The organism is Nostoc sp. (assembly GCF_036917155.1).
Taxonomy (GTDB): domain Bacteria; phylum Cyanobacteriota; class Cyanobacteriia; order Cyanobacteriales; family Nostocaceae; genus Nostoc.
On the sequence record NZ_JBALDZ010000245.1, the window covers coordinates 1 to 22,896 of the forward strand.

The 22,896-nt window shown below is 42.4% G+C and carries 18 protein-coding genes and 3 pseudogenes; 14 read left to right on the forward strand and 7 right to left on the reverse strand.

Translation table 11 applies throughout. The features are described 5' to 3' along the window. Positions 1-444: pseudogene (locus tag V7K67_RS33065) on the forward strand (hypothetical protein); the annotation flags it as partial. A gap of 79 nt (positions 445-523) precedes the next feature. Here the strand turns inward: V7K67_RS33065 and V7K67_RS33070 are convergent. Both V7K67_RS33070 and V7K67_RS33075 read right to left on the reverse strand, forming a co-directional pair. Then, a complete protein-coding gene (locus V7K67_RS33070) occupies positions 524-2,362 on the reverse strand; it encodes a peptidoglycan D,D-transpeptidase FtsI family protein (RefSeq protein ID WP_334707415.1) in 1,839 nt (612 codons plus the stop codon). A gap of 20 nt (positions 2,363-2,382) precedes the next feature. Next, on the reverse strand, positions 2,383-3,063 hold the full coding sequence (locus V7K67_RS33075; protein WP_334707416.1) for a hypothetical protein: 681 nt from the start codon (positions 3,061-3,063) through the stop codon (positions 2,383-2,385). 492 nt (positions 3,064-3,555) lie between these two features. Here V7K67_RS33075 and V7K67_RS33080 point away from each other — a divergent pair, with 492 nt between their 5' ends. Continuing rightward, positions 3,556-3,786, forward strand: a complete 231-nt coding sequence (locus tag V7K67_RS33080; protein WP_334730745.1) for a hypothetical protein — start codon at positions 3,556-3,558, stop codon at positions 3,784-3,786. 512 nt (positions 3,787-4,298) lie between these two features. Then, a complete protein-coding gene (locus tag V7K67_RS33085) occupies positions 4,299-4,631 on the forward strand; it encodes a hypothetical protein (protein ID WP_334707418.1) in 333 nt (110 codons plus the stop codon). A 7-nt stretch (positions 4,632-4,638) separates the two neighbouring features. Here V7K67_RS33085 and V7K67_RS33090 read toward each other — a convergent pair whose 3' ends face one another. Continuing rightward, positions 4,639-4,782, reverse strand: coding sequence for a hypothetical protein (locus V7K67_RS33090; RefSeq protein ID WP_334730746.1), 144 nt, complete (start codon positions 4,780-4,782; stop codon positions 4,639-4,641). A 26-nt stretch (positions 4,783-4,808) separates the two neighbouring features. Between V7K67_RS33090 and glgB the strand changes: the two genes are divergently transcribed. Beyond that, positions 4,809-7,100, forward strand: a complete 2,292-nt coding sequence (glgB, locus tag V7K67_RS33095) for a 1,4-alpha-glucan branching enzyme (protein WP_334730747.1) — start codon at positions 4,809-4,811, stop codon at positions 7,098-7,100. A 234-nt stretch (positions 7,101-7,334) separates the two neighbouring features. Here the strand turns inward: glgB and V7K67_RS33100 are convergent, their stop codons facing one another. Continuing rightward, positions 7,335-9,089 (reverse strand): N-acetylmuramoyl-L-alanine amidase, encoded by a 1,755-nt coding sequence (locus V7K67_RS33100; RefSeq protein ID WP_335170197.1) that lies wholly within the window; start codon positions 9,087-9,089, stop codon positions 7,335-7,337. A gap of 84 nt (positions 9,090-9,173) precedes the next feature. On the opposite strand from V7K67_RS33100, the gene V7K67_RS33105 reads away from it, so the two are divergent. Together V7K67_RS33105 and V7K67_RS33110 are read left to right on the forward strand one after the other, a co-directional pair. Beyond that, positions 9,174-10,811 (forward strand): CTP synthase, encoded by a 1,638-nt coding sequence (locus V7K67_RS33105; RefSeq protein ID WP_334730749.1) that lies wholly within the window; start codon positions 9,174-9,176, stop codon positions 10,809-10,811. Between the two features lie 207 nt (positions 10,812-11,018). Continuing rightward, the gene (locus V7K67_RS33110; protein WP_334707423.1) at positions 11,019-11,441 is read left to right on the forward strand and encodes a hypothetical protein; all 423 of its coding nucleotides are present in this window, start codon (positions 11,019-11,021) and stop codon (positions 11,439-11,441) included. A 297-nt stretch (positions 11,442-11,738) separates the two neighbouring features. Here V7K67_RS33110 and V7K67_RS33115 read toward each other — a convergent pair whose 3' ends face one another. Continuing rightward, entirely contained in the window at positions 11,739-14,003 is a 2,265-nt protein-coding gene (locus V7K67_RS33115) for a sensor histidine kinase (protein WP_334730750.1), read from the reverse strand. Between the two features lie 1,288 nt (positions 14,004-15,291). Here V7K67_RS33115 and V7K67_RS33120 point away from each other — a divergent pair. The 8 genes and pseudogenes from V7K67_RS33120 to V7K67_RS33155 all read left to right on the forward strand — a co-directional run bounded on the left by V7K67_RS33120 (position 15,292) and on the right by V7K67_RS33155 (position 21,115). After that, positions 15,292-15,621 carry a hypothetical protein gene (locus V7K67_RS33120; protein ID WP_335170200.1) on the forward strand — a complete coding sequence of 110 codons (330 nt, stop codon included), beginning with the start codon at positions 15,292-15,294 and terminating at the stop codon, positions 15,619-15,621. Positions 15,622-15,693: 72 nt separating this feature from the next. Next, positions 15,694-16,242 (forward strand): GIY-YIG nuclease family protein, encoded by a 549-nt coding sequence (locus V7K67_RS33125; RefSeq protein ID WP_334730751.1) that lies wholly within the window; start codon positions 15,694-15,696, stop codon positions 16,240-16,242. Positions 16,243-16,291: 49 nt separating this feature from the next. Continuing rightward, positions 16,292-17,755 carry a protein kinase domain-containing protein gene (locus tag V7K67_RS33130; RefSeq protein ID WP_335170202.1) on the forward strand — a complete coding sequence of 488 codons (1,464 nt, stop codon included), beginning with the start codon at positions 16,292-16,294 and terminating at the stop codon, positions 17,753-17,755. A gap of 583 nt (positions 17,756-18,338) precedes the next feature. Beyond that, entirely contained in the window at positions 18,339-18,698 is a 360-nt protein-coding gene (locus V7K67_RS33135) for a Mo-dependent nitrogenase C-terminal domain-containing protein (protein WP_334712050.1), read from the forward strand. Positions 18,699-18,768: 70 nt separating this feature from the next. Then, a pseudogene (locus V7K67_RS33140) lies at positions 18,769-18,994 on the forward strand (cupin domain-containing protein). Between the two features lie 379 nt (positions 18,995-19,373). Then, positions 19,374-19,764: pseudogene (locus V7K67_RS33145) on the forward strand (MotA/TolQ/ExbB proton channel family protein); the annotation flags it as partial. A 145-nt stretch (positions 19,765-19,909) separates the two neighbouring features. Further along, positions 19,910-20,116 (forward strand): glycogen debranching protein, encoded by a 207-nt coding sequence (locus V7K67_RS33150; protein WP_292716925.1) that lies wholly within the window; start codon positions 19,910-19,912, stop codon positions 20,114-20,116. A 441-nt stretch (positions 20,117-20,557) separates the two neighbouring features. Then, a complete protein-coding gene (locus tag V7K67_RS33155) occupies positions 20,558-21,115 on the forward strand; it encodes a methylmalonic aciduria and homocystinuria type D protein (protein WP_334730753.1) in 558 nt (185 codons plus the stop codon). A 299-nt stretch (positions 21,116-21,414) separates the two neighbouring features. On the opposite strand, the gene V7K67_RS33160 is transcribed toward V7K67_RS33155, so the two are convergent. Beyond that, positions 21,415-21,633: a hypothetical protein gene (locus tag V7K67_RS33160; protein ID WP_334730754.1), complete on the reverse strand. Its 219-nt coding sequence runs from the start codon at positions 21,631-21,633 to the stop codon at positions 21,415-21,417. A 69-nt stretch (positions 21,634-21,702) separates the two neighbouring features. Beyond that, positions 21,703-22,719: a potassium channel family protein gene (locus V7K67_RS33165; RefSeq protein WP_334730755.1), complete on the reverse strand. Its 1,017-nt coding sequence runs from the start codon at positions 22,717-22,719 to the stop codon at positions 21,703-21,705. Positions 22,720-22,896 lie beyond the last annotated feature (177 nt).

Sequence of the window (22,896 nt, forward strand, 5' to 3'; positions counted from 1 at the left end):
CGATACGCGGCTATTTGGGTAAAGTCTGGTGGACCAGCTTGGGAGGCGCGACATGGATTGACCTCATCTCAGTATCAAGCGACTTTTGACAAACTGGTTGGTGAAGGATATCGGTTGGTTGATGTTAGTGGTTATGGTGTGAATGGACAAGACCGATACGCGGCTATTTGGGTAAAGTCTGGTGGACCAGCTTGGGAGGCGCGACATGGATTGACCTCATCTCAGTATCAAGCGACTTTTGACAAACTAGTTGGTGAAGGATATCGATTAGTTCACGTTAGTGGTTACAGTGTGAACGGAAAAGACCGATACGCCGCCATTTGGGAGAAGTCAGACGGCCCAGTTTGGGAGGCGCGACATGGATTGACCTCATCTCAGTATCAAGCAACTTTTGACAAACTGGTTGGTGAAGGATATCGATTGGTTGATGTCAGTGGCTACTAGTACAACAAGTCAAAATTCAGTGCCATCAGAAATTTATCAGCCTTTGAACTCCATTAATCAGCCACCTCCTCCCCACTCCCTACGGCACTTGCGTCCGTTGCTCAATCGCCTTACTAGGCGGAATCTCCTCAAGAGGAATCAGGGCTTCGATTACCGACTTCACAATTGGGGCGGCGACAGTAGAACCATAAGCACTTTCTCCTTTTGGCTCATCTACCAATGCAAATACTACATAGCGAGGAGATTCCACGGGCAAAATAGCCACGAAACTAGTCATTCTCGCACCCTTAATGTATCCGCCATTCGCACTCGCTTTTTGGGCTGTACCAGTTTTACCAGCAATGCGATATCCCGGAATTTGTGCTGCCTTACCGCTGCCTTGAGTAACAACAGTTTCCATCATTTCCAAAACCTTTTGGGCTGTTGCGGCTGAGAAAATTTGGCGGGGGATGGTGTGAGTGGGTGAATCATGCATCTGCCCTTTGCTATCAATCAGCCCGCGAACTACATGGGGTGTAACCAACTTACCGCCATTAGCTAAAGCACCGTGCATTTGCACTAGCTGTAATGGTGTCATGGAAAAGCCTTGCCCAAAGGAAGTAGTAGCTGGTTCAATTGGCGAAGCGATAAATTCTTCTTGACTTTTAAGCTGTCCACCGACTTCAAAAGGTAAATCTGTATCAACTTTTTGTCCTAGACCCAAGCGTTCTAGCCAGTTGTAGTAAATTGAAGGTTTTAAGCGTTGGATAATTTGCACCATCCCAATGTTGCTGGAATATTGCAAAATCTGAGCGATGCTGATTCGCCCATTACCATTATTCATCGCATTTTTGATGGTGTAATTAGCTACTCGAATAGAACCGGAGTCATTAAACATATCATCTGGTTTGATGACGCCATTTTCCAGAGCGATCGCTACATTCAAAGGCTTAAAAGTCGATCCTGGTTCATAAAGATCCGCCACCGTCCAGTTTTTAAATAACGAGATATCAGCTTTACCGTATTCATTAGGGTTATAAGTAGGCTGAGAAACGAGGGCAAGTAAGGAACCATCCAAGGCATCCATGACAATTACCGCCCCACGTTTAGCGTCAAACTTCTCCATCTGTTGTTTGAGCGCAATCCGAGCAATTCGTTGTAGACGGCTATCAATAGTAAGTTGCAGTCGCAAATCATCAAAATGCAAAAAACCTTCAGGCGCATGATCCGGCATCAGGACCCCATTTCCCGACCGACTGAGCCGCACCGTTTGCACAGGACGTTCTAATAACTTCTCTTGAGAATATTCCACACCTGCTTGACCACGGCGGTCAACATTCACGTAGCCCACCACGTCAGAAACCAAATCGTCTGGCGGATAATATCGGGAGTATTTTTGAATCCACTCCAGGCCATTTAAGCGCAAAGAAATGACGCGATCAATAATTTCTTCTGGTAAGGCTGGCGCAAGTATAATTCCGCTTCTTTTGCTTTGAAAAGTTTTCACTAACTCAGCAGAATCTTTTGCCAAAATGGGGGCAAGTCGCTCTGCCATATCTTCATTAGACTTATCAAACAGCTTAGGATGAGCGTACAAAGTATATACAGGACGGTCAATCGCCAACAGATTACTATTGCGATCTACTACCGGGCGACGGGGCATAAAAGGTCGCAAACTCACCATTTGCTGGTTGCGTGCTTGCTCAGTTAACTTTGGCCCCTTGACAATCTGTAGGTTATACAAGTTGATAGCCAACCCCAACCCTGATGCCATTAATACGCCCCAGACGATGAACAGTCGGGACTTAATACTGGATGTTTGGTCTTGGATATTAGAGGCTAATTTTCCGAAAAACCCTAGTTTATAGCCCTTTTGTCGCCTTGTAAATTCTGGATTCCGAAACTTTCTGAATTTTGTTCTGCTTGGTGACTTCTGCATTGGGTTCTGACGAATTACGATTAGTATCCCAGTGGCGAGAGTGTTTGCGGTTGCGTTTCAGAATTTGGCGTTGTATTAGACGATGTTGGCTTAGGACTCTGAGATGGTGAAGGCAAGAAAATCATCCCTTCAGGAGTTGGCGATACCAACCCTGCTGTTGGTTGTTCTGCTTCATTAGCCATTTTATTTTTTAGCGTTGCGGTGGTTGTCATTAACAGCCGATCGTGACGTTGGAGGTTTTGTAGTCTGCGATATGACTGACCCCAAAGCTCTTGGGAATAGACCGTCCAGCCATACACAGCAAGTGTGGATGCTACTAACAAAAACGCTAAGACTGACGAATAACGATGAAAAGTGTACAAGCGTAGCAACCACAAAGGTGTCGCTCCAGAATTAGCCATTGTGGGAAGACCAAGAAAACCTACTCCCCTACTCTTCTGGTTTGTACTCAACTGCTCATTGAGATTTGGCGCTTGTTGTCTACCCAAATCTTTCACTGATTTGGCTATAACTGGTTCATTTGTGGGAGAAACCGCGAAATTTTTTGATGAACGTTGTTGTTTTTGAGAGGATACTGGTGTAGAGGCATTCCGTGATGCTGACTCCATACGCGCAGAGCGTCGCCTCCCTAAAGAAAGGATAGAATCTCGCCAGAACCAGTTAGCCTTTGTAGAAACAGTAGATTTACGAGCAACTACCATAAATTTTTTTAGATGGGAAATACTGTACTTTAGATTGATTGTCTTGATTGTCTGTTTTGCTGAGGTTAAAATCACCTTCTGTACAACAAGCACACATAACAGACTACACCCTTTTAACTTTTCTGATAGGTAGCTCTACCAGTGCTTGCATCCCCTAGATATGCAATGTTTGCAATCAGCGATTAGAAACTAGACAGCTTAACCTTTAGGTATCGCACCTAAAGTATGGCAACGTCTGGTAGCAAGGTGCAATACTTTGTGAAAAAAATAAAATTTTTTGCTATCATAGCTCGGTTTGCTAAAGAATTTGGTAATTTTCGTTTTGCTCCTGAGTTAAGAGAAACTAATCAGGATACGTAATTCCAAAAAGAATACCCCAAAGGATTGTTTTTTTAAGTATGTAATCTCGCAGAATAAAAAAAAAGCAATAAATACGGTATCGTATTCAACAGGCGAAAAATTGTTCTAGCCACAATTGGTGAAAGAGGAGTTATGAAAACAAAAATCTTTGGTTTTGCTCTAATGTTAAGTCTGGCTGCAATTCTCGGAGCCTGTGAAGGTGGTGGTGGTTCACCTGCTGGTACTAGTACTCCAGCCGGTGAACCCACTGATGCACCTGCTACTGGGTCTACTCCTGCCACGACTCCCGCAGCGCCCGCAACGACTCCCGCAGCAACTCCCGCAGCGACTCCTGCTGCGACTCCCGCTGCGACTCCTAAATAAGGCATCTTAAACTTTAGTTTAAATCACGCCCAGAACTACTTAGTGACAGCGTTTCTGACTACACAGCTTAAATTAATTAGGTTCACGTAAAAACCTGCATATCTTGTGTTGGTGTATCGAAGCCTATAGTTTGCTCAAATATCAGCTAAGTAGGGTAAGAAGTAGAGGACACTGGTAAAGAGGGTTCCTTCCTCAACCAAGTGTCCGCCTGAAATTCCCGCCTGATAAAACTTTGTTTCTAATCCAAGTGAGTTGAGTTATGTGAATCTCAGCCATTTTGTACGCAAGATACTTCCCTCTTTTGGTATTTTGAATTGCTGAGACTACTGAGTTTTGAGAGGGCAAAACAATTTATTGCGATCGCTAGCTGGCAATTGCTCTTGAGCATTCCCTGTAGTCTAGGAAAGACCTGGTAATGTCACTTGATATTGCCAGATTTTTATTGCAAAAATTTAGGTATGGGGCATGGGAAAAATAGATTTTCATCCTGCGTTGTGAACGCAGTTTAGAATATGGGGAGAGTCAAAGCGGGAAAGGCAATAAAATTACTGAGTTTAATTGTGATTAGTACAACTTTGCTTGTATTGAGTAGCTATTGGGGATCATCTGTAATCGCATTACCGCCACCAGAGGATACACCAGAAGAAATATTACGGACACAGATTATCATAGAAGCGCGATCGCCTATTGATGGAAGATTCCTAACAGCTGCCGAATACATCCAATTGCAAGCCCAGCTGCAAGAAGTCCCGCCACCAAAACTAGACCCCAAAATTCGAGAACAGATTTACTTACTTCGCTTACGTAAAACATTATTTCAGTTTTTCCCATTTTTAAATTTTTGACTAGTCATTAGTCATCGTCTGCCCAATCCCCAGTCCCCAATACCCAATACCCAATCCCCAGTCCCCATTCTGATGTAGGATAACGGTGGCGACAAAATTGCAAATAAATGTAAAGAATATATATAGATATTAAAAAAGTAGATTTAGTCAATCACGTTATTTCACTTAGGTAGCTTCATGTCCATGACCACGATCGCCCCTGAACAGGTTAACAGCATCGTTTGGAATCAGCATAACGATCCCTTTGAAATATTAGGTTCTCATCCCATAGAACAAGACGGCAAAACTGTCTGGGCTGTGCGGGCCTACTTACCAAATGCAAGTGCAGCATGGGTTGTTCTTCCTGAACAACGGAAGGAATACCCAATGCAAACGGTGCATCATCCCCACTTTTTTGAATGCACCATTGAAACTGCAGAACTGGCAAACTACCAGTTACGGATTAAAGAAGGGGAACATGAGCGTGTTATTTATGACCCTTACGCTTTCCGTTCTCCAAACTTGACAGACTTTGACCTGCATTTGTTTAGTGAAGGCAACCATCACCGGATATATGAAAAACTGGGAGCGCATCCCACGGTAATAGACGGTGTTAAAGGCGTTTATTTTGCCGTTTGGGCACCTAACGCTCGTAATGTCTCGTTGCTGGGAGATTTTAATCTCTGGGATGGACGTAAAAACCAGATGCGTAAAGGCCCTACCGGAGTTTGGGAATTGTTTATTCCTGAAATCGGTGTGGGAGAGCATTATAAATATGAAATCAAAAATTTTGAAGGACACATTTACGAAAAATCCGATCCTTACGGTTTCCAGCAGGAACCCCGCCCGAAAACAGCATCCATTGTCACTGATTTAGATGCTTATAGTTGGAGTGACGAAGACTGGATGGAAAAGCGGCGTCGCACTGACCCTCTTACCCAACCTGTATCAGTCTACGAAGTACATTTAGGCTCTTGGTTACATGCTTCGAGTGCGGAACCAGCAAAACTCCCCAATGGTGAAACTGAACCTGTAGTCATCGTGTCGGAACTGAAGCCAGGCGCACGCTTCCTAACCTACCGAGAACTCGCTGACCGAATTATTCCATACATCAAAGAATTAGGATACACCCATCTAGAATTGCTGCCCATTGCAGAGCATCCCTTTGATGGTTCTTGGGGCTATCAAGTAACTGGTTACTATGCTCCTACCTCCCGTTTTGGCAACCCCGAAGATTTCATGTATTTTGTTGACAAATGTCACGAAAATAATATAGGGGTAATTGTAGATTGGGTTCCTGGTCACTTCCCTAAAGATGGACATGGTTTAGCTTTCTTTGATGGCAGCCATCTATACGAACATGCTGACCCCCGCAAAGGCGAACACAAAGAATGGGGTACTTTGGTGTTCAACTACGGTCGCCATGAAGTTAGTAATTTTCTGGCAGCAAATGCCCTCTTCTGGTTTGATAAATACCACATTGACGGGATTCGTGTCGATGCTGTGGCCTCGATGCTTTATAACGATTATTGCCGTAAACCAGGAGAATGGCTGCTCAACCAGTACGGCGGCAGAGAAAACCTAGAAGCAGCAGATTTTCTGCGTCAGGTAAATCACATTATCTTTAGCTATTTCCCCGGCATTCTCTCAATTGCTGAAGAATCTACTTCTTGGCCAATGGTATCTTGGCCGACCTACACAGGCGGACTGGGCTTTAACTTGAAGTGGAATATGGGCTGGATGCACGATATGCTGGATTACTTCAGCATGGATCCTTGGTTCCGTCAGTTCCATCAAAACAACATCACCTTTAGTATGTGGTACAACCACAGCGAGAACTTTATGCTGGCTCTGTCCCATGATGAAGTGGTGCATGGTAAGAGCAATATTATCGGTAAAATGCCGGGGGATACATGGCAGAAGTTAGCTAATATCCGTTGTTTATTTAGCTATATGTTTGCTCACCCAGGCAAGAAAACCATGTTTATGAGTATGGAGTTTGGGCAGTGGAGTGAGTGGAATGCTTGGGCAGATTTGGAGTGGCATTTATTGCAGCATGAACCACACCAACAGTTAAAAACGTTTTTCCAGGATTTGAACCATCTCTACCGTTCTGAACCAGTTTTGTACACCCAGGATTTTGCCCAAGCGGGGTTTGAGTGGATTGACTGTAGCGACAATCGCCATAGTGTAGTTTCCTTTATCCGTCGCGACAAGGATTCTGATGATTTTGCGATCGTCGTTTGCAATTTTACACCGCAACCCCATTCTCATTACCGCATCGGTGTACCGCAAAAGGGATTTTATACTGAGTTGTTCAATAGTGATGCGCGTCCGTATGGCGGCAGCAATATGGGCAACTTAGGTGGTAAGTGGACAGATGATTGGTCTTTGCATAGTCGTCCTTATTCACTGGATTTGTGTTTGCCACCCTTGGGCGTATTGATTCTCAAGTTGGATAAGAAGAAGACTGCTGAGGTAATTGGATAACAATTAAAGGTGGGCGATGCCCACCTTTAAATTTTCTTTACGATAAAAGATAGACGATAAAGCCCTTAATGACAAAACTGACTCATACGAATCTATGAATCCAGGTGCTACCTAGCAAGGAAGTTAGGCAGCATTGGCTCAAAGAAGACTTGTAGTATAATGCGATTCTTTAGTTGACTCTATATCTCAGCTATTTCTCTGTTGAAATGAGGAGCTAGTGTTGTACCCCCAAATTTACTGTACACTCCTAAGCCACTCAGTAATCCCCTGAGCGATCGCATCGGCTATCTTCTTCTGTTCTTCTGGGTTTACCACCTGCTCAAATTCATCGGGATTGCTCATAAAACCCAATTCCAGTAACACCGATGGTGCAGCTGTTGGACGTGTTAGCGCCAGGTTATCCCAAAACACACCATAGGAAGGTCTACCGAGTTTTTTGACTACATAGTTGTGTAAAAATATGGCGAGGTTGTGGGCTTGGGGTTGATACCAAAAAGCGGCGAATCCCTTGATTTTTTCAGCATCGCCATCATCGGGTAGAGAATTGTGATGTATGGAAAGTGCGATCGCAGGTTCTTCTCGACTAATAATCGCCTGACGTTCTACGAGGGAAAGTTCGCGATCGTCTTCTCGCGTCATCACTACTGTTGCTCCTCGCTTCACCAAATCGTCGCGCAGCAACTTAGATACCACCAAATTCACATCTTTTTCTAAATATCCAGTTGGGCCACTGGCACCAGTTTCTTTACCTCCATGCCCTGGATCTAGTACAATCTTGAAATTAGCTAAAGGCTTGCGTCTTGTGTTCCCGATTTTAGGCGGATGACGCAAAGCCAAAACCAGGGTTGTACCGTCGTATCTCAGCTTATATCCCCACTGTTGAGCTTTTTTGAGGTTAAAGGTGTATTTTACTTGTCCTGGAGCTTCCTGTTGCCAGTCTAGGCGATAAATTAGGGGGTTCTCATCCAGGCGAATTATGTCTGTTTGGGCAGTGGTTTTATAGAGAGTGAGAGCGAGAGTTTGCTCACTTTGTTGTACGCTCACGGGTACGGGAACTTGCAAGGGGAAAACTATCTCTGTCGCACTAGGGAGTTGACGGTATCCGACACTGCGAATTATTGTTTGTGGCGGAACTGCACCAGGTAAAATGCGGGTTTCTTTACTATTAATCCAAGCGCCATAGTCTAGGCGCAACCATTCACCTTCCCTACCTGTAACCGTTGCGCGTGTGCCTTTGGGCAGTGGTGTAAGTCGAGAATAATCGGTGCTAGGGCCAGTACGAGCAACGCCTGACTCTACTGTAACCTCAGAAATTGGCAACTGTGATCTTGAGAGGATTTCAATCTTACCAGATCCGGGTTGAGTTATCGTCTTGCCATCAAGGGTCAGTTGAAATTGAGGTTTTCCCAAATCGGCGGCTGTGGCCACTGTGGTGCAACCTTGATAGTTGCCTACGCTAGACTGGGCATGAGGCTGATTTTGCCCTGTCAAAGCTGCCAAATTACTTGGTAGTTGTGCCTGTTCGGGTTGGGGTGAAAGGGTAATAGTTTGATTAGCCAGGGTTACAGAGACATTAGCGTTAGGGGGTGCGATCGCGCCAAAACAAATTACTTCTCCTGGTAATCTGGCAATGTCAACTGCGGGAGTCAGGGAATCTTTAGCAAAGGCTAACCCCTGTGGTAGCTCAGGGCTAGTGGTAAGCCTTGTCACTTCAATCTTGAGTTCTTGATTGTGGTAACGCACAGTAAAAAGATTCTCCCCCAACTGCAAGGGGAAACTAGGGGAAAAATGACCAGCTTTGCTGCGGGTAATTGGCTTACTATTGATCAAAACCTGACCATCTGGTGGTGCAGTGCCCAGAAAGAAGATTTTTTGGGCACTTGTCTGGTAGTTTGTCTGGGGAAAAATAACTATAAGAGATGGCTGTGCCAATGCTATTGAGGAGGAGAGAATAAAGCCTAATATTACTAATCCTAGAAGGTTTTTCACAGCAAATCACAGAAGATTACACCACAATAACTGTGGCACAATGACGGGATGTATTTTTAGAAGTTGTTAGAAATTCAAACTACTATGACTAAGTTTATCTTTGTTACTGGAGGCGTAGTTTCCAGTATTGGTAAGGGCATTGTAGCAGCAAGTCTAGGGCGTTTGCTCAAGTCGCGCGAATATTCAGTATCGATTCTCAAACTCGACCCTTATATCAATATCGATCCTGGTACGATGAGTCCTTTTCAACATGGGGAAGTATTCGTTACCCAGGATGGTGCGGAGACAGATTTAGACTTGGGGCATTACGAACGCTTTACCGATACCTCTATGTCGCGGTTGAACTGTGTGACTACTGGCTCAATTTACCAGGCAGTCATCAATAAAGAGCGGCGCGGAGACTACAATGGCGGTACTGTCCAGGTAATTCCTCATATTACCAATGAAATTAAAGATCGGATTTTGCGAGTTGCTAAAAGCACAAATCCCTCTGTAGTAATTACAGAAATCGGCGGAACGGTGGGAGATATTGAATCACTGCCGTTTTTGGAAGCAATTCGCCAGTTTCGTAAAGAAGTGGGACGGCAGAATGTGCTGTATATGCACGTAACGCTGGTGCCGTGGATTGCCTCGGCGGGTGAAATGAAAACTAAGCCGACACAACATTCAGTTAAAGAACTGAGATCCATTGGCATTCAACCAGATATTTTAGTTTGTCGGAGCGATCGCCCCTTACCCAAAGGATTAAAGCAAAAATTGTCGGGATTTTGCGATGTACCCGAAGAATGCGTCATCACTTCCCAAGATGCCAAAAGTATCTATGAAGTACCGCTAAATCTGGAACGGGAAGGAATGGCAGAACAAGTGCTGAACTTGCTGCAAATGGAACAACGTAAACCAGATTTGACGCAGTGGAAAACCCTGGTACAACGCTTACATAGTCCCAAGCACGAGGTAGAAATTGCCATTGTTGGGAAATATGTACAGTTAAGTGATGCCTATCTATCGGTAGTGGAAGCGCTGAACCATGCGGCAATCTCCACTTATGGCAAACTGCGCTTACGTTGGGTAAACTCAGAAGATTTGGAAGGTGAACCAGCTGAAAATTATCTTCAGGGTGTCGATGGCATAGTTGTACCAGGAGGTTTCGGTGTTCGGGGGGTGGATGGAAAAATTGCCGCCATTAGATACGCGCGCGATCGCCAAATCCCCTTTTTGGGTTTATGCCTGGGTATGCAATGTTCTGTAATTGAGTGGGCAAGGCACGTAGGGGGATTAACAGGTGCCAACAGTGCTGAATTTGACCCCTATACAACTGATCCGGTAATTAATTTATTGCCAGGACAGCAAGAAGTAGTGGATTTAGGGGGTACAATGCGCTTGGGACTATATCCTTGTCGTGTTCTCCCTGATACTTTAGCTTTCAAGCTCTATCAAGAAGATGTGATTTATGAACGACATCGACATCGATATGAGTTCAACAATGATTACCGCGATTTGTTGTTAAAGTCCGGCTATGTGATCAGTGGTACTTCTCCTGATGGACGCTTAGTTGAAATTGTGGAATTACCCAAGCACCCATTCTTTCTTGCTTGTCAATTTCATCCAGAATTTCAATCACGCCCCAGTACCCCTCATCCCTTATTTAAAGGATTCATTCAAACAGCGATCGCTCTTTCTCTTTCTACATCTGGTACACCAACACCATTGGAGGTGTCATAAAAATTAAAAATTAAAAATGACGCTCTCTACGAGACGCTAAAAGCGTAGCTTGCTTCCCTGTAAGGGTACGCAGACTCGCTCTAAGCGAAGCCATGCCGAAGGCTTTACGCTGCGCTAAAAAAATTAATTGCAACATTAACTTAGGGCTTCAGTAGATTTGGACATCCAGGGTGCATCATTCGTAAATTTCGGACTTGAGGAGATGTTGTGGCGTACTGGGTGAAAATCCTTTACGAGAGGAAAGAATATGTGGTGAATTTTGAGCGTGTCCATGCTTTTTGTTATGAGCTCAATGGCAGGGTTACTTTTTGGCTACCCGATAGTGCCATTCCCATAGTGATTAACCCGCAAAGTAATTTGGAAGATTATCAAAAGATTTTTGATTATTTAGAATGTGTGACAGGATTAGAATTAGATCACGCCCACTGGGTGAGAATAATTTACGAAAAAAATGAATATGTAATTAATCTCAACTGTATCAGTTCCTTTTGTCATGAACCGAACGGTAGGATAACTTTTTGGTTGCCAGATGGCACTATCCCCATCATTATCAACCCTGTGAGTAATCCTGAATCATATCAAAAAGTTGTGCAATACGTTAAGAAAGCAACTGGATATTCTTTATCTTAGTGTGAAGGGAATGGGGAATGCGGAATGGGGAATTTTGTACAGTGGGTAAGTCCTAGATTCTTGCAAAAGTTTCTAACATCCTTCCTTGCAAGCTCTTAGTTAGGGGAGACAAAGCGTAGCTTTGGCAGGGTGGGGTTCTGATATCTATAAGGCAATACGCTTGGGTTAAGGGCTACCGACAACAATTTTGGGTTTTCGAGACGCGATAAATCGCCGTCTCTACAAGTTTTTTGTTGCTCATTCTGAACTGTATTGATCTATAAAAAAATCTATTCCCTATTACCTATTCCCTATTGCCTATTCCCTTTTTAATGGCAGTGTTACCGCACAAGTCGTACCAATTCCTACTTCTGTGGCGATGTTAATATGACCTTGGTGTAAGTCGACACACTTTTTCACGACTACCAAGCCTAATCCTGTACCGGGAATGCTTCTGACATTTTTGCCACGATGAAACGGCTGAAACAGGTGCTTTTGATCTGCTAGGGGAATCCCAATACCTTGATCTTGAACTTGGAGAATCACCATATCTGATTCAAACTCCAGACTCAGATTAACATTCCTTCCTTGAGGAGAATATTTAATCGCATTCAGCAGCAAATTAGACAGAATAGAACGCAATAACCTTTCATCCACCCAAGCAGAAACAGCTTTTCCTTTGCAAGCAAAACTCAATGTGTGCCTCTCATCTGTACTTAGACGCATTTCTTCGACAAAATAAGCGCAGAATTCTTCTAAATTTATGAGTTTGGGATTAAATTCTAGTTTTCCGGTTTCGGCTCGATTGATAGTTAAAATATCGTCTAACATCTGAACCATATTTTTGACGGAAAGTTGAATCCGCTGTAAGTTCCTCAGTCGCTTAGAAGAGTTATCCCATTCATCTTGACAATTCTCTAGCAATTGGGCTGCTGCTAAGGCAGTACTCAGGGGAGTACGAAACTCATGAGATGCCATTGAGAAAAAGCGTGTTTTCAGGACGCTGAGTTCTCTCTCTCGTTCTAATGCCATCCGAATTTCATCTAGCCTTTTACGTCCGGTAATGTCACGTTGTACTGCTATCCAGTGGGTGTAACTGCCAGTTTGATCGGCTACGGGGACAATGCTGAATTCATTCCAAAATTCCGAGCCATCTTTACGGTAGTTAATTACCTGAACTGTGACTGATTCCCAATTAGATAGAGCATTCCAGACTTTATCCAGTTCAACCCGACTTGTTTTCGCTCCTTGAAGAATACGCGGCGTTTTACCTAAAACTTCTTCCGGGCTGTAACCTGTGATTCTGGTGAATGCTTCATTAACATAAATAATATGCGGCCCTGGTTTGCCAATTGGTTGCGCTTCAGTAATAACTACACCGTCATTAGTATTTACAACCACAGATTGCAGTAGACGTACCTGTTCTTCTTGCTTCTTTTGGTGTGTAATATCAGCAATCACCGCTACCATACCGTTGATACTATCGTCACTATCATGCAATGGAGCGGCGGAAAAAACTATATCGATCGCAGTGCCATCTTTTTTAGAAAGATGCAATTCCACTCTGGTATAAGTTGTTCCTTGTAATATACTTTCTTGGAGAGTGTTGTATTCCTCTAATTGGTCATCTAAAAAAATTGGGTTAGGATGGTCAATTACCTCTGTCTCTGTCCAACCAAACATCCTTTCAGCAGCAGGATTCCAGATTTTTACGTTGCCTGCTAAATCAAGTGTGAAGATGGCCCGAGGAGAGGCGGTAATCAAAGCTTGCAGCGCGGCTTGGGTGCGCTGACGTTCAGCAATTTCGGCTCGAAGAGAGACATTGGCTGTAGCTAACTCTTGAGTCCGCAGCTGAACGCGGTGTTCTAGTTCAGCATTAAGTGTTTGTAGCTGTTTGTAAAGTTCTGATTGTTGGATGGCGATCGCTACCTGGGTAGCAAGTTGCTTCATTAACTCAATTTCCCAAGATTCCCATACGCGGGTGCGATCGCACTGATGAGCAATCAATAAACCCCAAAGATAAGGGGTAGAAGCTGGTGTTTTGCTATCTTGTTGTTTATCCCCTTGCCGATTCTCTTGTAAAATTGGCACTACCAACTTAGCTTTAACACCAAACTGTTTCACAAACTCTGCTAGACAAGGTTCGACATCAGCTTGATCGACATTTGCGATCGCACGGGTTTTTCCCAACGAATACGCTTGATGATACTCTCTAGGAAACACTTCTGGTGGAAAGGTTTCTCCTAAAATTTTTGTATATTCAGGTAGAACTGTTTCAGTCATGGCGCTACCTGTACCATTTTCCCAGAGGCGATAAATTAACACCCTATCGGCTTGGAGAAACTCGCGTACTTCTGAGACAGTGGTAGTAAGAACCTCCTCTAATTCCAAAGACTTACGGATATGATGAGCAATCTGGCTTACTAGTCGCTCCCGCTCAGTTTGTTGCCGCAGGATTATTTCTACCCGTTGCCGTCTAGTTACTTCTAGGTTGAGAAAATAGTAAACTACTCCTAAGGTAATAATGCTAAAGCCAATACCGATAGGGTTGAAATTGATAATACTAAAATCGGGTATGAGCATAGAGAGGAGAAATTAGAGAAATAGTGACAATCGTAATGGTCAATTGACTCTTGTCGTCGAGGTTAAGAGTAAACTCAATGCTTCACCAGAATGGGCAGCGAGACTTCGATGCAATCTCTATGAGATGAACATTTAAGCACTTAAGTATCAGTAAAATAGTTCATTTTGTCGGCACGCTGGTAACAAAATAACCAATTTTTAATCGCTAGAACCGTTGATTTTAAAGCTTTTTGTGGAATGAATCAGCCTTGCCTTGTAAACGGAGGAAACCAGAAAATTTGGGAGCATCCACTTTTGGAAGAAACACGGGCGATTGGAAATCGCGGCTACACAAACTTTCGTCCGCCTGCGCGGACTCTCTGAAACCCGCGTAGGCGGGTTTTGTTTGTATAGCCCCAGACTTCTAGTCTGTTCGCGTAGCGTGCGCCTTAGCGCAGGGCGATCCGCCAAAACAGGATGCTCCCGAAAATTTAGTTCCCTCCCCTTTATAAGGCTACCGTGTATACACAAGTCTGTTTTCCCCTTGTCTCTCAAAACTACCCCCCTTAATCCCCCCGATATATTGGGGGGAAATCAGAAATCTCTTTCCCTCCCCAATATATCGGGGAGGGTTAGGGTGGGGTAATTCGACAGACTGGTTGTGATTCGATAACTTGTGTATACACCGTAGCCTTATAAAGGGGAGGGTTAGGGTAGGGTGAAAAAGCAGGGGAGCAGGGGAGCAGGGGAGCAGGGGAGCAGGGGAGCAGGGGAGCAGGGGAGCAGGGGAGCAGAGGAGAAAAACCACGCCACTTGCGGGTGGGGCTTCAACCAAGGAAGCTAGGGAGCAAGGGAGCTATCGCGCCACTTGCGGGCGAAAGCGCGTAGCGGGACGAAGTACGGCTTTGAACCTTATCTTTTTCGTAAAAAATATTTGATACATCAATCATGACTTTTCAAACATCCTCTTAAGGAGAAATCACCTATAGCGGTTCCCGACAAGCGTGAGGTACATTTTCAAAGCTACTAACCATGATATACAAGCTTTGGGTGTACCTCAGTTGCCGAGAAAACGCTATATCCCTGAAAATCTTCTAAACTTCACGATTCTTAACCATGCCAGCTTCCTCGTGTAGCTGACAGAAGTCCCACAATCTAATAGGCTGATCTTAAAGTGGTGATTTTTCAACAAGCTCATCTGCATAAAAAGGTCGGCTTCGTTGCCCAACACTTTTGGATGACCATCTGTAGCGTGTTGCCTATCCTATACCATTATTCAGTCGTTAATAACTAGCTATTAATATAGAAAATGCCCCTTAAAATCGTCCAGAACTTTGATGGTAGTTTCACTCTTGAAGCACAAGCTCAAGAAACTCTATTCAATTTATTGACAAGTGTTGCTTTTTTAAACCAAATTTGCCAACAGTTGGAGTGTGAGCAACTTAAATTTACAGAATTACTTTTCCAGCCAGTTCCTTACAGCTTAACTACTACAAAAGGAATGCCAGCAGAATTTGAAAAGTATCATGAATCTGATGAGTATGCCATCATCAACGTGCCACCAAACTTCATGTTTAGTGCTAAGATTTTCAAACCAAGTCGCCTTTGTGCAATTTACCAAAAATTTGGTAATGGTTAATTTTCAAGATTATTCTTCCCTAATTAGCAATTCTCAATCCTGAAGGCAAATAGCAAGTTTAATATTTGATGTATGGCTCCTGAAACGAATCTTTCTTCTTTAGTAACCCTGGAATACATTCCTTATATTGACGATCTTGGCCAACTACCCGAACAATTTCAGGGTAAAATCGGTGTATACGCTATCTTTGACCAAGAAAAATTATTGCAATTTGTAGGATACTCTCGTGATGTTTATCTCAGCCTTAAGCAGCATTTAGTCCGTCAGCCACAGCAATGCCATTGGGTAAAAATTCAAACTATTGAACGCCCTAATCGCACAATTTTAGAAAATACTGAAAACGCTTGGATTGCAGAAAATGGTGGTGTGCCTTGGGGAAATGGGGATCAAAAGGAAAAATGGACTCATCCCATTGATGTCAAAGCTGTAATGACACCTGAAGAACAGACAAAATATCAAAATCCAGCTAATGATGAATTAGCACAAATAAAAATTCTTAAAAATGTGGCACGGAGAGTCGAAGCAGAAATTTCAACGCAATTGCTAGAAGCACGTGGTTTACAAATGCAAATTCGCTTCAATCCTAAATTGAAAGAAGAAGGTTTACTAGATTTGAAATGAAGGTAGTTTTGGGGAAAATTATCTTATGAATATCGCTTACTAATCTCCCATGACAATACAGCTACTAAACGATCGCTATCAAGTTATCCGCACATTGGGCGCTGGTGGGTTTGGTGAAACCTATCTAGCTGAAGATACCTATATGCCTTCAAAGCGCCATTGTGTGGTTAAACAGCTAAGACCGATTCACAACAATCCCCAAATTTACCAGTTGGTGCAAGAGAGGTTTCAACGCGAAGCAGCGATTTTAGAAGAACTTGGTGGCGCAAATGAGCAAATTCCGGCATTGTATGCCTACTTCTCCTCAAGCGGACAATTTTACTTAGTTCAGGAGTGGATTGAAGGCGATACCCTAACTGGAAAAGTCCAGAAGCAGGGGCTATTTAGTGAAGGTGCTGTCCAGGAATTATTCATGAATTTATTACCCGTCCTGGATTACGTTCACTCCAAGCATATCGTTCACCGCGATATTAAACCGGATAATATCATTGTGCGCCATCGGGACGGTAAACCAGTACTGATTGATTTTGGCGCTATACGGGAATCGATGGGAACAGTAGTAAATTCTCAAGGCAATCCTACTAGTTCGATTGTAATTGGTACACCTGGCTATATGCCGAGTGAACAAGCCGCAGGTAGACCAGTTTTTTCTAGTGATTTATACAGTTTAGGAATGACGGTAATTTATTTGCTGACTGGTAAACAGGCGCAACAACTAGAAACCGATTCTCAAACAGGTGAAATTGTGTGGCGACAGTATGCGAGTCATGTTAGCCCAATTATAGCAGGAGTGATTGATCGGGCGATCGCTTATCATCCACGCGATCGCTACCCCACAGCCAGGGCAATGCTAGATACTTTGCAGAGCATAGCAAATCCAATTCCACCGACGCAACCCCTCTTGACTCAACCGACTATAGTCTCTGCACCGCCACCTCAAACCTTACCTATTAGGCCACAGCCTACCCCTCAAAGTAATCAACCAAATGGTATTCTCATCGGTAGTTTAGTTGCAGGTGGGCTAATCGGTGCATCTGTAATTATTAGTCAAGTGTTACCAAAATCTTCTCAACCCATAGTAGACAAAGCGGTATTACCTTCAGAAACACCCTCAACTATCACTAGCCCAGTGATAGAAACTCCCAAATTTACACCAACTCCCCCATCTGTTCCAACTCAATCTATACCTTCCTCAACTACATCAATATCGCCAGTTGATACCACTGCTGTCAACAATTATTTCTGGCTTTCCCAAAGACTTGTAACTGATGCAGATTTGAATGGTAAAAAGGGTTGGGAACTAGATATAATGCGAAATTCGATTTTTGCCAGTCATGGTCGGCGTTTTGATACTCCTGAATTGCAAAATTACTTTAATAACCAAAGTTGGTATAATCCTATATATTCAGCAAAAGAATTTCCACTTACATTGCTGTCAAAATTAGAGCAACAGAATGTAGAGTATATCAACAAATATCAAGACCGTTATGGCTTGAGATATTTTAAGAAATAAGTTTTTCATCAGGGGAGAGTGGCGACTTGGAAGAATACTATGCCCTTGCCCTTGCATAAGTCCTAATATTAGTTTGGACTTATCAAACAGTTTCTTGCTACTTGTTAGATAATATCTAGGTTAGCTTGTGTAGTATATCAGACAAATTTATGGATATTCAATACCCTAAAATCGAGAGATATTAGGAGCTAATCCTAGCGAAAGATATATGGGGTCAGTACCAAACTGCATTTGTCTGCCATAAACTACATCTCTAGATACTAGACATTTTCCTAACCAGGCATTTATATCTAATATATAAGATAGCTATCTTACAGATTAAAAATCCATAAGTTAAAGAAATGCCATTTTTATATTTTCTTTGTTATTTTGTATTTAACGGGACAGTTATTCATGATTTGGTGGGTTTAAATAACAATTAGTTAAACAATTTCTCCTCCCAAAGATGCATGTAAATTGTTTGCATTCTGCTTACTTTGCTTCTGAATCTACAAGCACAATGTAAATTGTCCAGACAGATTACATGGTAATATTTCTAATCGGCAAATAGTTCATCTACACAAGGAAAATCTTGCCTAAAACTATGCTTAAAACACAGAGTCAGCGTATTTTTCTGCCTGCTTTTATTAAACCTTTGGAAGAAAAGAATCAAATAGGTAGTAAAAAGCAGTTTTCTCAACCCAAATTAGATTTACTGCAACCATTACGTCAATGGCTAGATAAAATTCAGATTCAGAATCGGAAATTAGCCAAATTTATTGCTAAACTAATCCCCGCTCAGTGTCCATTCGAGCGTGATATCATGCTTTTTGGTCGCAAAATAGGACACATTCCGCCAATGTGCAAACTCAATCCACTTTATAACGAACTTGTCTATTTGCGTTTTCGCGCTTTGTGTTATCTCGTAGATCAGTGTGGAGAAGATATTCAATCCTACTGTTGAACATAACTAGAGAAAACACTATATGGAAATTAAAATTGAGCATCAACCTAGACAAGAATATCTCAATTAATTGGGTGTATTTAAATGGGAAACTTGGAAAAAATAAGTTTCAAAATTTCCTTGGACTTATGATTCTCAAGAAACTTTCTACCTTTTTGGAAGGAGACGTAGTTGTTACTCTTGGTGGTGAACAGCCAGTGCAAATGGGTAAAGGCGATTTAGTTATTTTTCCCGTTGGTATGTCCTGTACATGGGAAATTACAATGGATGTGAAAAAACATTATTGCTTTGATTAGCGATCTCTTCTGCTTTTTGATTATTCCGCAAACCGACATTTGGTAATTCAATTTTGATTTTTATTATGGGGAGATTCGCAGCGAGTATCATAAGATAAAGTGGCAAAATCAGTAAATTGCTTACATCCATATCTGTCAAAACTCGTTACAACTCTATCCTCTAAGGAATAAGAATTAAATAACATAGAATTTATGTCCCTGGTTTACCTCACCCTCAATCCCTCTCCGATATAAAGGAGAGGGAAGCTAGAGACAGGATGAAGTTTTGCATCTTATTTAATCCACGTTCCTAAGCTAAAAAAGGTGCAGTAGAGTACTGCACCTTTTTGAGCATTAAAATATCAGAAAAGCATAAGTGAGTTTACCTGGACAGAACTTTGCACCTCTTTTGGGGCTTTTAGGCACTGTTTTGGGATTAATTAACTCCTTTGCCTCTCTGAATCTCGGAGATGTGGGAGGTAGTAAAACAACAGGTGTGACATCTGGAATAAGTGAAGCTTTAGTATCCACAGCATCAGGATTGGTAGTAGCAATTTTTACCCTTTAGACATCTGGTGAAAATGAATGTAGAGACGTAGCAGTGCTACGTCTCTACAAGGACTCTGGATAACGCATATTTAATTTCTGGAGATGTCTTTTTATTTGCCAATACCTTCCGAGGACTCTATCAGCGCCAGATTGCCTGGATTCAGGAATATGGTGGACAGTTAGAATTACTCTACCGTCGCCGCTATGAAGGAGGAAATAAATCATATTTGCCTACCAAATGAAGCGGAGTTGGCTAATTGTAAATTAGTCGCTGGTAATTGGGATTAGTTTACTACTTGTTGCCGATTGTATTCTATAAGTTTTAATTTTAATAGTATTCTAAAATGACAAATAGCTTTTTTGCTAAAGTTTTTGAGGTAATATTCTATGACCATTTGGGTAAATGAGCAAATTGATCCGTCTGGGATGATTCATGCCTGTATTGCCACTTGTAATGAATCTCAAGCTAAAGATTGTCATGATTCTTTTGAGAATAATTTGACCGAAACGCAAAAGGCAGCTGGTTGGGTAGCGCGATTACGGACAGTCGATTCTTGGGATGAAGTTCCAGTGAATTCTTTAAAACTCAATTAATTGGGTGTTATGGAAAGTAGGCTGCATAGCTGAATACCCTTGTTTTTTCTGCTTGCCTTGGGCAAAACTCTAAAGCGCTTTGCTTAACCAGAAACCTGTCTAATCAAGTTTTGCTGACAGTTATATGATTTTGGTTTTGACTGCAAATTCTCTGAGATGGAGGTTATTTGTTGGAATTTTGATTGACTATATTTCAGATGTGTAGGCGTAGCCCGCCATAGGCATCGCTTGTCTACCACACCTGCACCTATAGCGATCGCAGCAAATCTCATTAAAACAGGTTAATAAAGGTTAAAATTCGGATTAAAATTCTTAAATTATTAGTAACTACTTCCAAAAAAGCAACATATTAGATAATATTGATGATTTTTTGGAACTTTTAAGAGTTATTATCAATACCAGAGATTAAATTAAAAAAATTGTATAGACCAAATCAATTTAGTGAACTATCCCAAGGTTTACACTTCGGAGCAAGCCTGTCCCATTAATTTAGTTGGTGAAGCGGGACAAGCGATTCAAATTTCAATTCATCCTCCCAGTCAATATATCTGTGCCAACTGCGAACGGATACTACCAGATTGGAAACGACAGTCATTTTTACGGGTAGTGATTGTTTTACAACAATCGCGTTATCAATTAGTCGAAAAGACAGCAGAAGTAGAGACAGAGAAAGAACGCTTGCGAGAAAAGTTTATGAGATTTGGCTGCGATTTGGCATTTAACCTGCGCGATCGCGGCTATTTAACAGACCTAATCGACCCTCGTACAGGCTATCCTTTACTGTCCCATCCCGGAGCAATCCCCCACGATGACACAGCAGTTGTCAAAGCTTTGCTCAACTATCCAGTGATTAAAAATCAATGCCGTGTACTAGTGCATCCCGACTGGGGTGCAGCAGTTTATCCTAGCATTTTGATATCAGAAGCTCCCCCAATTGTGATCGAATGGGTTACAAAAGGCATAGCAGCCATGCATGGGTGGAGAGAAATTGATTATTAGTAATTTGTAATTTGTCGTTGGGCATTTGGAATTTATATACCGTGTAGCCGTATGCAAAAATTGCTATCTCTACCTACTGAGGGAGAACAAGTGTCATCAGATGGTTTAACAATTATATGCAGATTTTTGTAGTGGATATTAACCGGTAAGTGAACTACAAAAGAAAGTAAAAGTTAAAAGACCGAATAACTAAATCATTATAATAGAGGAAGCCAAGATATTTGGCTCCAAGTTTCTACAGGAATATCATCTTTACTACCTGAGTACGATTGCTCACTGTATTCATAGTATAATCAAAATCATAAATCTGATACAATGCGAACTTTTTTCTCAAGCATAGTTTGTTTTAGATGCTGATACAGAGTATCATCGTGAGTTAGCAAAGCTCGCTTAGTTTTAGTGTTGACAATTACATATCTTGGTTCTTTTTCTGAAGGTGAGGCATAAAATTTTAACAGTGCCCAATCAGGTTCTTGGCCATTCCATAGATATGAGAAATCTTCTAAATTTGTATTCATATTAATACCTATTTTTTTAAAACTTTTTCTTATTACTTTTTGTCTACAGAAATTATCTGATATCTGCCCTCAACTATTTTTCGGTCGCCGCAGTTTCTTGGAATTAATAGGGCCGAGAATTTGATTCAGACTCCGTAACTGTTCTGCTGTACCCATACCAATTAGCCGATCTCCTGACATTAACACCGTATCGCCAGTGGGGCCACCGATGAGAGTCCCATCAAGGCGGCGAATTGCCAGGACTAATGCCCCAGATTGCGATCGCAATCTCGCCTTTTGCAAACTCTGACCCACAAAGGGACAAAAAGCTGGATCGAGTAAAAATTCTTCCATATACAACTGACGGTCTGCACCTGTCAAAATCCCGTCTACAAAATCTAACACTTGGGGTCTGAGAGCCGCAGCAGCCATGCGTTTTCCACCAGTGATATAGGGAGATATTACTTCATCTGCACCACCGCGTCGTAACTTCTGCAAAGCTTCTTCTGTACTTGCCCGTGCAATTACCCGAATTCCCGAATTAAGTGTTTTTGCTGACAGTACAATGTATAAATTTTCGGCATCAGAAGGAAGGGCTGCAACGATACACATCGCCCGTTCAATGCCAACTTCTAAGAGTGTGTCATCTAGAGTCGCGTCACCTTGGTATGCTGTGTAACCTTCCGTCTGCGCCCTTTGTACAGATTCCATATCCGAATCAATCACCACAAAAGGTACACTTTCTGCCTGAAATTCCTTGGCAATTTGACGACCAGTCCGACTAAATCCACAGATGATGTAATGTTCTGTTAGAGATTCCATTAACCGCCTCTGTTGCTGTAGCCGAATTCCTTCTTGAAAGTAGCCTTGAATGATCGCTTCTGTAAATCTGTTGACAATGTAACCGATATTGACTACACCCAACAAAATTAGAGCAATTGTAAACAACCGTCCTCGGCTACCTAGTGGGTGAGTTTCTCCATATCCTACAGTCGCTAAAGTGATAACTGTCATGTAAGCCGCATCTTCCCATGACCAGCCTTCCACTAACCAGTACCACAAAGTACCAATAAAGAAAACACCGCCGAGAGCGATCGCCCCAGCCATTAACTCCTTTTGGATACGTTGATATTTTTGCTCAAGTGTTGAGAATGAGGTAACAATAGTACTTTTAACCTACTTTTTCTAATTTTCTGCTAGCTTTTTAACATTCGTCCTTTTTAGTATATTTAAACTAAGTAAGTGGGCAAGAGTGAAAAAGCAGAGGAGCAGAGGAGCAGAGGA

Excerpts from the sequence above, each read along its gene's own strand:
- V7K67_RS33080 (WP_334730745.1), top strand. The coding sequence starts at position 3,556 with ATGAAAACAAAAATCTTTGGTTTTGCTCTAATGTTAAGTCTGGCTGCA.
- V7K67_RS33075 (WP_334707416.1), bottom strand. The coding sequence starts at position 3,063 with ATGGTAGTTGCTCGTAAATCTACTGTTTCTACAAAGGCTAACTGGTTC.
- glgB (WP_334730747.1), top strand. The coding sequence starts at position 4,809 with ATGTCCATGACCACGATCGCCCCTGAACAGGTTAACAGCATCGTTTGG.
- V7K67_RS33070 (WP_334707415.1), bottom strand. The coding sequence starts at position 2,362 with ATGCAGAAGTCACCAAGCAGAACAAAATTCAGAAAGTTTCGGAATCCA.
- V7K67_RS33160 (WP_334730754.1), bottom strand. The coding sequence starts at position 21,633 with ATGAATACAAATTTAGAAGATTTCTCATATCTATGGAATGGCCAAGAA.
- V7K67_RS33120 (WP_335170200.1), top strand. The coding sequence starts at position 15,292 with ATGCCCCTTAAAATCGTCCAGAACTTTGATGGTAGTTTCACTCTTGAA.
- V7K67_RS33115 (WP_334730750.1), bottom strand. The coding sequence starts at position 14,003 with ATGCTCATACCCGATTTTAGTATTATCAATTTCAACCCTATCGGTATT.
- V7K67_RS33085 (WP_334707418.1), top strand. The coding sequence starts at position 4,299 with ATGGGGAGAGTCAAAGCGGGAAAGGCAATAAAATTACTGAGTTTAATT.
- V7K67_RS33135 (WP_334712050.1), top strand. The coding sequence starts at position 18,339 with ATGCTTAAAACACAGAGTCAGCGTATTTTTCTGCCTGCTTTTATTAAA.
- V7K67_RS33165 (WP_334730755.1), bottom strand. The coding sequence starts at position 22,719 with ATGGCTGGGGCGATCGCTCTCGGCGGTGTTTTCTTTATTGGTACTTTG.
- V7K67_RS33105 (WP_334730749.1), top strand. The coding sequence starts at position 9,174 with ATGACTAAGTTTATCTTTGTTACTGGAGGCGTAGTTTCCAGTATTGGT.
- V7K67_RS33130 (WP_335170202.1), top strand. The coding sequence starts at position 16,292 with ATGACAATACAGCTACTAAACGATCGCTATCAAGTTATCCGCACATTG.
- V7K67_RS33150 (WP_292716925.1), top strand. The coding sequence starts at position 19,910 with ATGACCATTTGGGTAAATGAGCAAATTGATCCGTCTGGGATGATTCAT.
- V7K67_RS33125 (WP_334730751.1), top strand. The coding sequence starts at position 15,694 with ATGGCTCCTGAAACGAATCTTTCTTCTTTAGTAACCCTGGAATACATT.